This window comes from Micromonospora sp. RTBAU3-60 (assembly GCF_054963695.1).
The window spans coordinates 248320-262232 of the sequence record NZ_JBUEGB010000004.1 but is presented as its reverse complement, the minus strand read 5'-3'; the positions used below and the strand labels follow the sequence as shown (position 1 = coordinate 262232).

Annotated in this window: 12 protein-coding genes; 7 read left to right on the top strand and 5 right to left on the bottom strand. The window is 68.9% G+C overall.

Annotation, left to right across the window (positions count from 1 at the left end; genetic code table 11):
• Positions 1 to 728 precede the first annotated feature (728 nt).
• From ACY34I_RS06615 to ACY34I_RS06605, 3 genes are all read left to right on the top strand, one after another.
• Positions 729 to 3671: a BTAD domain-containing putative transcriptional regulator gene (locus ACY34I_RS06615; protein WP_462753438.1), complete on the top strand. Its 2943-nt coding sequence runs from the start codon at positions 729 to 731 to the stop codon at positions 3669 to 3671.
• On the top strand, positions 3668 to 4816 hold the full coding sequence (locus tag ACY34I_RS06610) for a DUF2637 domain-containing protein (protein WP_462753436.1): 1149 nt from the start codon (positions 3668 to 3670) through the stop codon (positions 4814 to 4816). The genes ACY34I_RS06615 and ACY34I_RS06610 overlap by 4 nt, the downstream gene beginning before the upstream one ends.
• 80 nt (positions 4817 to 4896) lie before the next feature.
• Positions 4897 to 5931 (top strand): hypothetical protein, encoded by a 1035-nt coding sequence (locus ACY34I_RS06605; protein WP_462753435.1) that lies wholly within the window; start codon positions 4897 to 4899, stop codon positions 5929 to 5931.
• 392 nt (positions 5932 to 6323) lie between these two features.
• Here the strand turns inward: ACY34I_RS06605 and ACY34I_RS06600 are convergent, their stop codons facing one another.
• The 3 genes from ACY34I_RS06600 to ACY34I_RS06590 form a co-directional block, all read right to left on the bottom strand.
• Entirely contained in the window at positions 6324 to 6836 is a 513-nt protein-coding gene (locus tag ACY34I_RS06600) for an SUKH-4 family immunity protein (protein ID WP_462753433.1), read from the bottom strand.
• 292 nt (positions 6837 to 7128) lie between these two features.
• Positions 7129 to 7683 (bottom strand): HAD domain-containing protein, encoded by a 555-nt coding sequence (locus ACY34I_RS06595; RefSeq protein ID WP_462753468.1) that lies wholly within the window; start codon positions 7681 to 7683, stop codon positions 7129 to 7131.
• A 269-nt stretch (positions 7684 to 7952) separates the two neighbouring features.
• Positions 7953 to 8585, bottom strand: coding sequence for a hypothetical protein (locus ACY34I_RS06590; RefSeq protein ID WP_462753431.1), 633 nt, complete (start codon positions 8583 to 8585; stop codon positions 7953 to 7955).
• 181 nt (positions 8586 to 8766) lie between these two features.
• Here ACY34I_RS06590 and ACY34I_RS06585 point away from each other — a divergent pair, with 181 nt between their 5' ends.
• From ACY34I_RS06585 to ACY34I_RS06570, 4 genes are all read left to right on the top strand, one after another.
• A complete protein-coding gene (locus ACY34I_RS06585; RefSeq protein ID WP_462753429.1) occupies positions 8767 to 9954 on the top strand; it encodes a barstar family protein in 1188 nt (395 codons plus the stop codon).
• A gap of 269 nt (positions 9955 to 10223) precedes the next feature.
• Entirely contained in the window at positions 10224 to 10970 is a 747-nt protein-coding gene (locus ACY34I_RS06580) for a DUF6193 family natural product biosynthesis protein (protein WP_462753427.1), read from the top strand.
• A 248-nt stretch (positions 10971 to 11218) separates the two neighbouring features.
• The gene (locus tag ACY34I_RS06575; RefSeq protein ID WP_462753425.1) at positions 11219 to 11737 is read left to right on the top strand and encodes an RNA polymerase sigma factor; all 519 of its coding nucleotides are present in this window, start codon (positions 11219 to 11221) and stop codon (positions 11735 to 11737) included.
• Positions 11734 to 12189, top strand: a complete 456-nt coding sequence (locus tag ACY34I_RS06570) for a hypothetical protein (protein ID WP_462753423.1) — start codon at positions 11734 to 11736, stop codon at positions 12187 to 12189. The genes ACY34I_RS06575 and ACY34I_RS06570 overlap by 4 nt, the downstream gene beginning before the upstream one ends.
• A gap of 127 nt (positions 12190 to 12316) precedes the next feature.
• Here the strand turns inward: ACY34I_RS06570 and ACY34I_RS06565 are convergent, their stop codons facing one another.
• Complete coding sequence (locus ACY34I_RS06565; protein ID WP_462753421.1) at positions 12317 to 12886, bottom strand: hypothetical protein; 570 nt, start codon at positions 12884 to 12886, stop codon at positions 12317 to 12319.
• Between the two features lie 113 nt (positions 12887 to 12999).
• Positions 13000 to 13857 (bottom strand): tyrosine-type recombinase/integrase, encoded by an 858-nt coding sequence (locus tag ACY34I_RS06560; RefSeq protein WP_462753419.1) that lies wholly within the window; start codon positions 13855 to 13857, stop codon positions 13000 to 13002.
• Between the last annotated feature and the right edge of the window lie 56 nt (positions 13858 to 13913).

The following is a 13913-nucleotide window of genomic DNA, read 5'->3' as shown; positions in this document are numbered from 1 at the left end:
TGGCACGAGGTCTCCGGTCGGTCTCCGGTTTGCTTGGTCGCTAACCGATCTACCGGAGACCTCAACCTTTATCGATCACCGCCACGCCGGGCCCGCCTCACCGACCGCAGGCCCTTACGAAACACGGGCTAGCCGCGATCCGCGCGGGTTGCAGTTGAAAGGTTGGGGCCCGGCTGGGGCTTGGGCATTTCGGGAGCCCGCTCATGATGAGCGGACTTCCCGGAGCCTGGCCCGACTCGAACGTGCTGCCACCCCTGGGTTCAGTGACGCGCGACACCGGCGCCGCGCGTTGGGCAGGCCGGCCTCCAAGCGTAGTGCGCCCGGTCCTAACCGCAGGGGTGTCCGGGATGCCGCCGGCCGCGGCACGTGACGGGCGCTCGGCGCTTACCATGCCGTGGGTTCAGGGCACTGGGAGTGACTCGGCCGCTGGGCCGGGATGCGGGGTGTGCCTAGCGGAATGGCCGCTGTGCCGGCGCACGTCCCGACACCCGCACGAGGGTCACGCAAACTTCGCCTCTGTCTGAACCTGGGCCCGTTCGTTGATCCCCGCACCCGTCTCTGCCAAGCCTTGCCACCCGCTGAGCTGCAGTTGTGAGGTGGTGTGAGGTGGTGTGAGGTGGTGTCAGCCGTCATCACGCCCCACCACCGCGTCGGCGGTCATAGCGTCACGGCACCGTCCAATCCTGCGCGTCGGCGGCGCCGTCGCCCGGCGACATGAAGGAGGCCCGGTGACATCCCGAGCAGCACGCACCGCCGCGGTCACGAGTGTCCTGTCCACGGCCGCCATACCGGTCGTCCTGGCCATGTCCGGCGCATGGGCACCGAAGCTGCCCTCGCCTGCCGCCCTCAGGGACTGGATTGCCCACCCGATGAGCACGGGCTTCGTTATCACCCTCACCGTTGCGGCTGGGGTGGCGCTGTGGCTACTGCTGGCCACCGCTGTGCTCACCCACGCCTATGCCGCACTGGCCCGCCGGCTGCGCTGGACGCCCACCCTCCGTCTTCCTGGCCCGGTTCAGGGACTCGCCGCGGCGCTGCTCGGCGCGACCGCTGTCACCACCGCCACGGGCGTCGCCGCCCACGCCAACCCCGTCACGAGCAGCGGCGATCTGCCCGCAGCCGAACCAGCCGCCGGCACACCTACCCCGCACCAGCTGAGCCCGGATCCGCCAGATGTCGAGCACAAGCCCACCTACACCGTGCAGCGCGGGGACAGCCTCTGCCGGATCGCCGAACGCACCCTCGGTGACGGTGACCGCTGGCCGGAGATCTTCGCCCTCAACCGGGGTACCCATTTCCCCGGCGTCGGCGGCACCCTGCGCGATCCGAACGTCATCTACCCCGGCTGGACCCTCGCCCTGCCCACCGACGCCATCCCACCTTCGCGGCCACATCCGCCTAAAGGCCCAGCACCACAAGAGCCCGGCCCCGACAAGCAAGCGGTGCCGGACCCCGGCGATGCGGCACCATCACGGCCTGCACCGGCCGCCACCCAGCAGGCGGCCGCCCCTGAGTCCGCTGCTGCCACCGCCTTGGATAGCAGCGCCGCCGCCGCGCGCACCTCGACAGGTGAGGCGGCCAGCCCCGAGGCGTACGACAGCGGCCCGGACGAGAAGGGCTCCCGCGGGGTGTGGCTGTCCAGCGGCAGCTGGGTCGAGCTCGGCCTGGCCTTGGCCATCGTCGCGGCCGTCGCGCTGGTGTGGGCCCATCGTCAACGCCGCTACGTCCCCCGCCCTCCCGCGGCCCGGCCCCGCTTCGACGACCCGACCCTGGCCCCGATGCCTCGGGTGGTCGGTCAGATCCGCCGTGGGCTACGCCGCGCCACTCCCGCGACCGCGGATCGGCGCTCCGTCAGCAGCGTCGGGGAATCATATGACCAAGGCCCGGACCACGCCGTCCCGGCTGACGTCGGTGACACCGCAGCTGGCGGCCTGTTGCCGGTGGTGCCGATGTTGAGCAATCCGCTGTCGCCGCGGTGGCGCGGGGCGGGGTTGGGCCTGACCGGGCCCGGCGCTGCCGCTGCCGCCCGGGGATTGCTCACCACCGCCCTCGCCGCCGGCGGCGTGGACCACCCCGAGGCGCGTACCCACGTGGTCATGCCATCTGCGACCGCCGCGACCCTGCTCAGTGAAACCGCCGTCAACCCGCCCCGCACCCCGCGGTTGACCATCACCGCCGACCTCAACGAGGCGCTGGAGATCCTAGAAACGCAGGCGATGCACCGCACTCGGCTGCTCCACCAGCACGACGTCGACACCGTCACCGAACTACGCGCCGCCGACCCCTACGAGGAACCCCTCCCCCCGCTCATGCTGCTGGCCGATGCCACCAGCCGCTGCGAACGCGCCCGCGTCGCCGCCCTGCTGACCCAGGGGCAGCGTCTGGACATCCACGCCGTGTTCCTCGGCGAGTGGCCCGACGGCGACACCGTCAACGTCGCCGACGACGGCACCACCTCACCCGCCGACGGGGACCTCCGCGAGGGCACCCACATCGCCGACGTCGGCCGACTGACCGTCCTCGACCCCGCCGAGACCGCCGACCTGCTCGCCACCCTCGCGGAATCACACACCGGACAGCCACAGCACCCTGTCACCGCCGATCCCCCGCCCCCGACACCCGTCGACACGTCCAGCCCACTCATCGCCGGCCGCACCACCCACAGCCCACGGCTCTCCGCCACCATCACCGGCCGACGCGTCACCGATACCGCCGCCAAGGACACGACGCAGACCGACGACGCCGATGCCGCCGCGGGGCCGGCAGACGCCGACGAAGGCGTCTCCCCCGCACCGGACCCCAATCCCGACGCCGCGCACCGGGCAGCTGAGGCCGCCACTGCCAGCGGCCAGGCCGCCCCGGCACGGGCAGCCAACGCACCGGAAGGCGGGACACGGGTGCGAGTGCGGGTGCTGAGCGCGCCCGGCGTCGTCGGCGGCGACCCGCAGCGCAAGCCGCGCGCCAAGTCCCTGGAACTGCTGGTGTATCTGGCGGTCCACGACGGGGCGGCCTCAACCGAGGCGATCCTCGACGACCTGCTGCCCGACGCGCCGTCCCGCAAGGCCCCCGGCCGGCTCTACACCTACGTGTCCGGACTACGCGCCGTCCTGCGTGCCGCCGCCGGGGCCGGCGGGCACGTCACCCACCCCGACCACCGCTACCTACTCAACCGGGACCTGCTCGACGTAGACCTGTGGCGCATGCGCGCCGCCATCCGTGACGCCGCACAGACCACCGACCCGCACACCCGTGCCGCAGCGCTGCGGCGGGCAGTCGATTCCTACACCGGGCCCCTCGCAGAAGGCTGCGACTACGAATGGGTCGAGCCCTACCGCCAGGCGATACGCCAGGAAGCCCTCGACGCGTCGCTCGCGCTCGCCGACGCCCTCACCGGGCAGCCCGCCCAGCAACTCGCGGTGCTCGACGCCGCGATCACCCACAACCCGCACCACGAAGCCCTCTATCAGGCGGCGATGCGCGTCCGCGCGGAACTCGGCGACGTGGGCGGCATCCGGGCGTTGCGCCGGACCCTGACCCGCCGGCTCGGCGAGATCGACGCCGAGCCCAGCGACGAGACCCTCGCCCTCGCCGACCGGCTCATCACCGGCCTGGCCCGCCACGGCGCCGTCTCCGGCAGCCGTTCGCCCAACCGTGAGGGAGCGGCGAAGTGACCGCGACAGCCAACACCATCAGCAACAGTGCGGAGATCTTGGGCGCGTCGCAGGGTGGCGTGGCCGCCCAGCTGCGGCGGCTGCGGTGGGCGGTGCGCTCAACGCTGGCTCTCGGCGTCGCCGCGTCGGTGGCGGCGAACGTCCTGCACGCCCGCCCGAACCCGATCAGCCAGATCATCGCCGCGTGGCCACCCCTGGCGCTCCTGCTCACCGTCGAGCTGATCTCCCGCGTGCCCCACCACCGCCGCCTCCTCGGCGCGATCCGCATCGCCGCGACAGCGGTAATCGCCGGAATCGCGACCTGGGTGTCCTACTGGCACCTCGCCGGCGTCGCCGCACGCTACGGCGAAACCGAACACGGCGCTGCTTACCTGCTGCCTATCTCGGTCGACGGGCTCGTCATCGTCGCCAGTGTCAGCCTCGTCGAGCTCACCGCCAGGATCCGCGCCGCGGCATCGGCACCCCGTCCCGTAGACCCGCCGGCAACGGCCGTCGATACCACTGCGGCACCTTCATCATCGGTCTCAAGCGCGTCCGCCTCCACCGGCAGGCCAACGAGCGTGGACCCGGCGGCTGTGGAGCCAGCCGTCCTTGGCGGCGCCAATGAAATCGGTGCTGGCCATCTCGCCGCAGACGTTGGCCAGCGTCCACGCTCGGGGCGCTCCGCGACGTCTTCGGCGCCTGCACGTACCGCTGACTCGACTGCGGCACCCGAGCCTGTAGACACCGCCGCCGCCCCGGCGCGGCTTCCCCGCCGACACGGGCGCGATGACGGCCGGCAATCTCCTCCCGACCACAACAGCTCGAGAGCCCCCAGCATGCCCAGCGAGCCCACACCGCACTTCCGCTCGGATGACGGCCACTCAGAGGGCGACGCGGCGCAGGACGTGCCGCCAGCAGCGAACAGAGGCGGCGACGACACCGTGCCCATGAATGGTGCGGGTGATAGGCCGGCGGACGACGTGCCAACAGACACCGCCGCCGCGGTCGCCTACTGGCGCCGCCGCGACCCCCATCTACACCCAGCAGACATCGCCACACGGATCGGCAAGTCCGAACGCACCGTCCGCCGCTACCTGGCGCAACGGGTCACGACCGGCACGACGCACGTCAACCGGCACCTCGCCGGCAACCGCCCCCGCTGACACCGTCGGCCGGTTCTTGTCGTGGGCTCCCTCCCGTCGGCATGAGCGCCCGGAGGGTGTGCGGCCCTACCATTCGCGGCGTGAACGGCGAAAGGGTGGGCGCGGCTCGGGCCGACGCTGATGGAACGGCTGAGGGCAACCACTTCCGCGCGGCGGCGGATCACGTCGCGCTGCTTGCGCAGCGGCTCGCCCACACGGTTGACCTGCCAACGGATGAGCAGCTCGCCGACGTGCTGGTTGACGCCGGTTGGACAGCTGACCCGGGCTCTTTGCGCGACAGGTTCACGGCGGGTGGCCTCACAGCGGAGGTTCGCGCCGAGCGGGCCACCGCGAGCATCACCGTCTACTTGGCGGACTTTGGCTGTCCGGCCGACCTGAACTACAAAGACTTCGCCGACGATGCGGCCTACGACGCCGCACGAGATCAGGCGTACTACGACGCCGAAGCGTTCGTTGATGCCGTGGCCGGCCAGCTCGACCTGGAACCAGCCGACCCGCTCGCGGTCGATGTGCGAGCCGACTACGGCGACCGGGTGCTGCTACGGGCCGGGCACTGGGCGGTGACCGTTGCGGCCGTGCAGGACGACCCGGACTTTCCGATCCTCGTCGAGGCCAACTTCACCTACGGCGCCGACCTGCCAGGCCGGCTCGCCCAACTTGTCGGACCCGGGCAGCGCCGCGAGTCGGTCGACTGGACTGCGATGTCGGAGAGGATCGGGGTCGATCTGCCGGACGACTATCGATGGCTGATCGATCCCGGCACGTTCGACGACTACCTGACGCTTATCCCGCTGGCGATGTTGTCCGAGCCGGTCCCAGGCCCGCTGGTGGGACTGCTGCGATACATGACGGCACCGACGTTGCCGGTGGCCACGACAGCCGACGGGGCAGTCGTCTCCTTGGTGCTGGAACCGCCAGAGTTCAACCACCGGTGGGGATTGCGAATCACCCACCCGGAGAGGGCATCCCAGGACCTGCCCGTCAGCCTGCTGTACTTCCTGGTGGTAACCCTGTCGCGGGCCTATACCGTGCCACAATTCCGGCCCCTCTTCCCGAGCAGCACACCCCGATTCACGCAAAGCCAGGACATCACCCAGCCATCGGGCATTCCCTGACATACGCGTGCAGGTGATCAAACAGCGCCGTCAGCCTTGTCGGCGTACGGGTTCCGCTACAGAGTCAGGTACGCGCTGACGTACAAAGATCCGCATGCCCCGAGGAACAGCGTGCCGCTGGCCATCGGCCCACCAGTCTCCCCGCCAAAAAACTACGCTCAGTTGCCGGCACGCAGTCGGCCGACGCCCGGATCGCGGCCAGATGAGTGCTTTTGCTCATCGTTCGATGCGGCGCCCGAGTTGTAGTAGTGACATGAGCGGCGACAGGAGCACTCGTCGGTCTCAAGTGCCGGTGCGGGGGGAGGCGGGCGGCCCCGTCCATCCTCGGCTGTCGCGGCCGGGACAGCGGTCCAGGTTCGGGCGTGGTTGATGGCGATCTCGCCGGAGGGCTTTCAGCCCCACGGTCGCTCGAAGAGGTACGCCCAGAAGTTCTCTGCGGCGGACGTGAGGACGGGATCCCGGCGGGCTAGGCGAGCCATGACCGCCTCGGACCGCTTGAACATCTCCGGTTCCGGAAGGGCCTCGTATCGTTTCCGTGCAGAGCCGAGAACGTGCAGGAAATACGCCAGGTGCGCCACGCTGGAGTTCACCGGCAGGGGCCTGAGCGACTCACCGGGGAAGATCTGGAATACCCCACCGTTCCGCTGGTCGATGCCGAAGTAGCCGCACCCACATGCTGGGTCGATGTCAGCCGCGTGGGGATGCTTGTCGACTTCCTCGCGGCCGATCAGGTAGAACGTCGACACCAGAGGGTTCGGTAGCGCCTGGAAAGCAGGTGTGAACGGTCCGTCGAAGTGGGGCAGTCCGGCCGTAACCAGCAAAGTACGGGCCGGTTCGGGGATCTGCCACGCCGCAGCCAGGTCAGCCGGAAGGCACACGACGTCGCCCTCATCCGCCCACGTCATCCAGTGGGCTCTTGTGATGGTCGGTACTCGCCTGCTCCTGCTCTCCAAGACCACACCCCCTCTCCCGGAGCTGCCTCACCGGGCCTGCCCGGGGATAGTATGTACGGATCTGTCACCAGGCCGGCCAACTCCTGCCACCACCCCGTTGGCTGCCTGCACCCCGATCGAACGTCCGCACATCGGCAGATCCGGAAGCCACTCGGAACAGCCCGCCGTCACCCAACGTAATCATTGAGTCGTTCGCATCCCGACGTCGTCAGGCTCACTCGCCGCTCTCGGACGCCGATCATCGCTATGTACGTCCAGGCGTACCTGGCTCTGCACTGGTGCCTGTACGCCGACAACCCTGGCCGAGCCATCGACGGACCGCTGAGAAATCCGCTTCGGTCAGACCGATGTATGGGTCGACACGGTGCAGCAGCGCCCGAGCCGGGTGGTGTGCTGCGATCCATCGCCGGTCAGCGTCCGTGGTCTCATCGTCAAGCCAGACGAATGGGCGTCCCGCTGCCCGTTGGGTCAGGAACACAGTCTTCCAGTGCAGGCCGTGCTCCGGATCCTCGTCGCCGTCCGGCCACTCGACGACCGGCAGATCCGGAAGCCCGAGCTGTGGCGAAATCACCTCGTTCGCCTCCGCCATCCATGTCGTCGCCCAGACCAACTGGCATCCCAGAGCTAACAGCCGGCGCCCGTCATCCGGGTCAAGCCGATCAAGCAAAGGATTGCCAGTAGCGCCCGGTAGCTGCCCGACACCTAAGGAACGCTCGCGGCTAACCGGCCGGGCTTTGAACGGGATCAGCGGTCCATCCACATCCAGGAAGAGCAAGGGACGGTTGGCAAGGCCGGGCATCACGCTCGAACCGTATCGTGGCGCCCACAGGGCTAAGCCGCGCAGGGCGCACGGTGACAGGACATCGTCTGCTCCATGCGCTCCGGCGCCAACATGATCTGACGTTCCCTGCCCGGATCCGGTCGGCGACGTCCGGGCCGATGTCATCGTGACCGGCCACGTCGCGCAGCGTCTGCCGCACCTGCCGGCGCAGCCCCGCCGTCCGCATTACTGTCGGACGCAACGGCTGGCGGTCGCCTTCGCGTCGTCACAGCAGGCATCGCCTCCGTCTATAGCTGTTCGGGTGTGTTGCCCAGCAGATTTCGGCGCAGCAGAGGCTGGTATTCCGCCTCGGCTGGGTCTTGTGGGAGCGGCGGGATCGGCTCGGTGCGGGGTGGTGACGCGAGCGCGGCCAGGCGCAGGCCGTAGCCACAGCGCGAGTTGGACTTGATCACGACCGGGCCCTGCGGTGGCGCAGGCCAGGCAACGAGGTGGAACCGCTCATCCGACTCGCTGACCACCTGGTCGAAGTGGTGGTCGCGGCCACTCGCGTAGATCCGGATCCGGTAGTGGCCGGGGCCGTGAGGGCTCAGCGGGGACCCCTGTGCCACATCCGATGGCGCCCGCTCCAGTGGGGCGACCGTCAGCGCCCCGTGTGGTACGTGCAGGCTGAACTCCGCGACGTCTTCCCACGTGGCGACGTCGGCCCACTGGCTGGGGGTGTCCAGCGGCGGGCAGGTGCTGGCTGTGTGGGTGGTCACTGCGACGTATCCGCGCTCGACGCCCGCGTACACCAGCGCCGCCGACTCCATGACTCCTGCCAGGCCGGTGGCGTAGTCCATCGTCTCGAACGGGGTGTCCACGTCGCGGTCGGTTACGAAGAAGCCGTGATCCTGGACGTAGACGCGCACCGATTGCGTCATGCCACCATCCCGCCTACTTGTCGGCCCAGCGACCCAACGTCACGGGGCGTCAGGCTAGCCCGACGCTCGCCTCGGCCACCCCGTCGCCGAGCGCGATCCGCTTGCATCGCGCCGATCCGCCGTCGATCACCGCCGGTATGCATGCCGGTCGCAAAGCGCGCCCGCCGGCTAAGGTCACCACGTGTCACTCCCCCGGCGCTGGCGCCTGCTCGACGAGGAAACCGGCGCCACCATCACCGACTGCACGGACATCGACGGGCTCTTCGTCGACCGCGTGTTCCCGCACGAGCCGCTGTACGAGCGCTACACCCTGTTGAGCTGCGCGCCGTCCGGACCGCTTCTCGCCGCGATCGACGGCACGGGGCCGACCTGGTTCGGCAACTTCGTCGTCGAGGGCGCACACGTCCCCGGCCGGCCAGCGAGCGAAAGGTGCGAGGAGCAGTGCCGGGAGTGCTACGAGAACACCGAGGAACTGCTCGACGTCCGGGTCGTCGGCCACCGGCCCGCCGGGGAGGGGTCCGGCCTGCTCGACATCGACCTCGAAGGCCATCGCCGCGACGACGACAACAATCGTGGCGGCACCATCGCGCCCGCTGTCGTCGGTTACCGGCTGTTCGCGTGGTCGACGGCGAACGGTTCCAGCGAGGAAATGCCGGCCGGCGGGTGCCGTGACATCGCCGGCCTGTTCCACGAGCGGCCGGACAGCTGGCCGCCGGGTCCGCCGTTGACCTTGCTGGGCTGCCGTCCTGGGCTCAGCGGGTCGTTCGAGGCCGAGCTGGCCCACGTGCGCGTCGACGGCACGGCTCACCCGATGGGCTGGGGACAACGCGTGTTCGGAAGCGTCGTAGCCACGCGCCCGTCCACCCTCGGTGACGACTTTGTTGATGTCATGTTGGATGCGCGGATCCCGGAGCCGATGGTGACCAATGACCGCCCACTCTGGGACATGTGGCGCGCCGGCGGCCCGACTGAGCCCAACCTGTGGGCGAGGCTCAATCGTAGCGACCGCTACCTCTGGGTGCGTGCAGCTGCAGTCCACCGGAGCCATGCGCCGGACAAGCCCGCGGGCACGGTGTATCACCTGGACGGACGCTACGTCACTGACTTTGACGCCTTTTTCTGTGCGATCGGGGAGGCGGTCAACGGCCCTGGCGGCTGGTTCGGCGGCGATCTGTTCTGGCTACACGAGAATGCCGCCACCGGCGGCGGCGGCGCGACCCCCGGCTTCCGCATGATCTGGCACAACTCCGAGGTCGCGCGCACCCACTTGGTCTCCGGCTACGACCGAAAGAGCTGGCTGCCCGCCGTCACCTTCGACGACCTGGTCCGCTACCTCACCGAGGACAGCGTCCAGCTCGAACTACGCTGATGGAGCGCCACCGGTGAATCGAGGCATGCTGCCGATCTGACCGGTACAGCACATATGGCCATTCGCAGAGTCCGGCCACTACGGCGCGACCGCACCGCTCATCGACATGTCCGGCCCGCCCACGTGGCCGCTCTGACCCGTGGCTGCCCTCTACGCGGAGCGATCGCTGCGGTCGAGCCCGCGCGCTCGATCGGCGGCAAGAGCGGATGCTTCGAGGCGGACTCGATCCTGGCCGTCTCGCGGCTGTCGTTGAGGCAGAATCGTGAGCCGTGCCGACCTACCCCGATCCTGTTGTTCTCTATCCGGAGGTTGCTGCCGAGGGCAGCCTGGCGGCGGCGTTGCGAGCCGTCGCCGTTCGGCAAGGGCTGTCCATCCCCGTGCCGGTTACGGCGTCCAGTTCGTTGCATGGCGCTGTCGTTCCGACCACCGTCCCGCACCGTGAGGCGTTGGAGGTGTCCGCCAGCTACGTAGAGCGACGGTGGTTTATTCGTGGTTGCGAGCGCGACCAAGGTCTGGCCTTGATCCAAGGAGACACGGTGGATCTCGCTCAGGTGGCGCGAGCCGCGCAGGCGTGGAACGACGGAGCGTCCCTGACCGAGATCACCCACGCTGCGTCGTTCGTGAAACTGACCGGACGGTTCGAGGTGCCCGACCGCGATCCGGCACGACTGGTCGAATCGGAGTGGCGGCACCTACGAACGGAGGCAGCGGAGGTGAACTGGGCCGAGTACCACGCGCTCATCGAGGCCGCGTACGCCGAGCCAAGGCTACGCCAGCTCTACCCCTTCACCAGCCATTGGTCTCTGCGGTTCTCCACCAGCACCCGGCCCAGCCTCTCCCGTGATGTCCTGGTGTGCTTGCACGCCGGGCGAGGCAAGGACTACATCATCACGATGGGCTACATGGGACAGGAAATCGGAAAGACAGCCACAGCGGAGGAGGCCGTGTCATTGGCCGCGAGCAACCTGCCCGCCGACCTCAGGCCGATGAGGTACGGCGCAGCCGAACCGAGCTAGTACATTTCCGCCAGGCCATCCGCTCGTCGGCAGATCCGCACCGCGAACCCCCGAGCGGTCACGTAACCATCCGTAGCGCCTGATCGCGGCTAGATGCGTGCGCCTTCCCGCGAGTCCCCTCGTAGAGCCCCGGGTAGGGCCGCCACAAAGTGGCATCTCCCGCTCCAAAGCGACACGGTTCAAAGGGTGCTGGACGAGAAGTGAACCTGCACGGCGCGGGGCGCGACTGAACAGGCGAAGGAGGGCAGATGGCCGATGAATTGTTGGTGGTTCGCTGCCAGTTGGGCGAACGTGAAGCCTTCGCCGAGTTGATCCGGGCATGGCATCCAGCGATCGAGCGGTACGTCGGGCGGATGCTGACTGGGCCCGACGACGATGTGGTGCAGGAGGTCTGGCTGGCGGTCTTCAAGGGGCTGCCGCGGCTGCGGCAGCCGGGCCGGTTCGCCCCTTGGCTCTTCACCATCGCCCGCCGGGCCGTGATGAACCGCCTGCGTGACGTCTATGCACGTCCGGAGCCCGAGGTGGTCGACGACGTGCCGGGAGCCGACGAGGCGGAAGCGGTGGTCGATCGGGAGACGCTCGGTGGCGCGTTGGCGGCGCTTCCGGCCAGGGAACGGGAGGTGCTGCTGCTGTTCTATCTCGAGGATCTGCCGCTAGACGTGTGCGCACAGATTTGCGCTGTTCCGGTCGGCACCATCAAGTCGCGGCTCAATCGGGCAAGGAAGTTGTTGCGCCGCGAGTTGGCGCGGAAGGGGTACGAAGCATGACGCCCGAAGACCTGCTCAAGCGGCTCAACGCACCGTTGTCGCTGCGTAAGAGGGTCGGATACGTGACGCTAGCGCTCACCGGGCTCGCCGGCAGCGGCCTGATCGGTCTGCTGTGGGCGACGGAGCCCGGGCTGCCACCACGGACGAAGGTGGCGTTGGCGGTACTGGTGGCGATCGGACTGTGCTGGGCGGCTTTCGGCGGCTGGGCCGTGACCCGCAGGACGCCGATGTTCGCTCAGGATCGCGTCGTCGCCGGCTGGCTCGGACTGGGCGCCTGGCTGCTGTTCACCGTCGGTGCGCTGGTCATCACCACCCTGCGGCACAAGCTCGAGCCGTCGTTGATCGTCGTGGTATTAGCGTTGGGCGTCCTGGCCATCGCCAATCTGCGCACCGCTCGCCGTACGAGGGCGGCTCTGCTACGACGCAAGGAACATCTGAGCCAGCTTCCATAAGTCAGTGACGCGCGGATCGCCAGAAGCGGATGTTCGGGAACGCCCGCTCGCCCAGACGGCTGCAAGCTCATCTTCTAGGCGGACGCTGTTGCGTAGGACGGCCGGTTCTCGCCCGCGCGTTCCTCGCCTACCAGCTCGCGGTCCAGCTGTACCAGGCACCGCCGAGGTGCTTGAAGACTGGGGACTCAAAGTCGGAGGTTTCCAGGTCCGGAGTTGGGCCTTCGGGCAGGTAGGCAAACCCGGCGTCGTCGATGAAGTATCCGTTCGCCTCGTAGAACACGACTCCGCCGGGTACGGGGTAAGCCGCAGTGATGCGGTACGCGCCAATCCTCGACGGCACCGGGACGCTGGACCACTCAACGCCCACGGGGCTTGTCTTAGGCAAGGTGGCGACCACCTGCTCAAACGCACTACGGCTCATCGCCCAGCGGGCCTGCAGCGGCGCTCCCGCGACGAGCAGCGCCAGCGCGAGCACGACGATCAACGGAGCCGGCAGGAACCCCCAGGACCACTGCCGCCTCCGTACCCCGAACATCTCCACCCAGATAGCCCAGGCCACACCGGCCAGAAAGAGCACGGAAACCGCGCCGAGCAGCAGGAAGAAGGAGAAGCCGGGAACGCTGAAGGCCCAGAGCAAACATGCCGCAGCAATCGACACCACGGTGTGCAGGGCCCACCATTTGGCGCGCGGTGTCAAGGGCCCGACGGGCGGAACCCCGCCGCGCCCTGTGGCTACCATCGCAACACCCTGTCCAGCATCGCCCGATCATGATGCGCCACGCCGCGCAAAGCAACCGCCCTGACCATCCGTCACCGCACACTCGAACATCCGGTCATCGGCAAGAGCGGTCGGCTGGCGGCGATCTGCACGTCGCGCAGGCTGACGCCGGCGTCGAGCGTGGTGGTCACGAACGTGTGGCGCAGCATGTGGGGGTGCATCCTCGGCATCCGGATCCCCGCGATGTGGGCCAGGTGCTTGAGCCGGCGGGTGGCGGCGTGTCGGTCCACCCGCCGACCGTGGGTGTTGCGCAGGATCGGCCCGCTGGTGCGCTCGTCGATGGCCCGGTCGATGGCTCGGGCCACCGCGGGTGGCAGCGGGACGAGCACGACCTTGCTTCCCTTGCCGCGCACGCGTAGGACCCGGTGGCCGTGTTCCTCGCCCAGGTCGGCGATGTTCGACCCGCAGGCTTCGAAGATCCGCAAGCCGAGCAGGCCCAAGAGGGCGACCAGGGCGAAGTCGTTCGGGTTGGCCGACAGACGGGCGGCGGTGATCAGGGCCTCGAACTGCAGGTGGCCCAGTCCGAGTGTCGGCGACTCGGCCGGCACCGCGGGCGGGCGGACGTAATCGGCTGGCGAGTGTCTCAGGATGGCGTCGATGACGCAGACCCGATAGAACCCGACCACGACCGACAGGCGCCGCGACACCGTCGAAGGCTGGTACCGACGCAGGTCTTGCAGCCAGCGCACGTACCGCTCGATATCCACCCGAGCTGCGGAGAGCGGGTCAAGGCCGTGGTCGCTGCACCAACGAAAGAAGACTCGCAGGTCGGACTCGTAATGGACGCGAGTCTGCCCACGGTAGCGGCCCAAGAAGGCGGAGACCGCGGCGTGCACAACAAGTTGATCGGCCGGTACGACACTGGAAGCCGAAGCAGGAAGGGTAGCCATACATCACCGTGCGTCACCACCGGGAATGAACGCCAGCCCACCCGGAGCGGCAGATC

Excerpts from the sequence above, each read along its gene's own strand:
- ACY34I_RS06600 (WP_462753433.1), bottom strand. The coding sequence starts at position 6,836 with ATGACGTGGGCGGATGAGGGCGACGTCGTGTGCCTTCCGGCTGACCTG.
- ACY34I_RS06595 (WP_462753468.1), bottom strand. The coding sequence starts at position 7,683 with ATGCCCGGCCTTGCCAACCGTCCCTTGCTCTTCCTGGATGTGGATGGA.
- ACY34I_RS06590 (WP_462753431.1), bottom strand. The coding sequence starts at position 8,585 with ATGACGCAATCGGTGCGCGTCTACGTCCAGGATCACGGCTTCTTCGTA.
- ACY34I_RS06575 (WP_462753425.1), top strand. The coding sequence starts at position 11,219 with ATGGCCGATGAATTGTTGGTGGTTCGCTGCCAGTTGGGCGAACGTGAA.
- ACY34I_RS06570 (WP_462753423.1), top strand. The coding sequence starts at position 11,734 with ATGACGCCCGAAGACCTGCTCAAGCGGCTCAACGCACCGTTGTCGCTG.
- ACY34I_RS06560 (WP_462753419.1), bottom strand. The coding sequence starts at position 13,857 with ATGGCTACCCTTCCTGCTTCGGCTTCCAGTGTCGTACCGGCCGATCAA.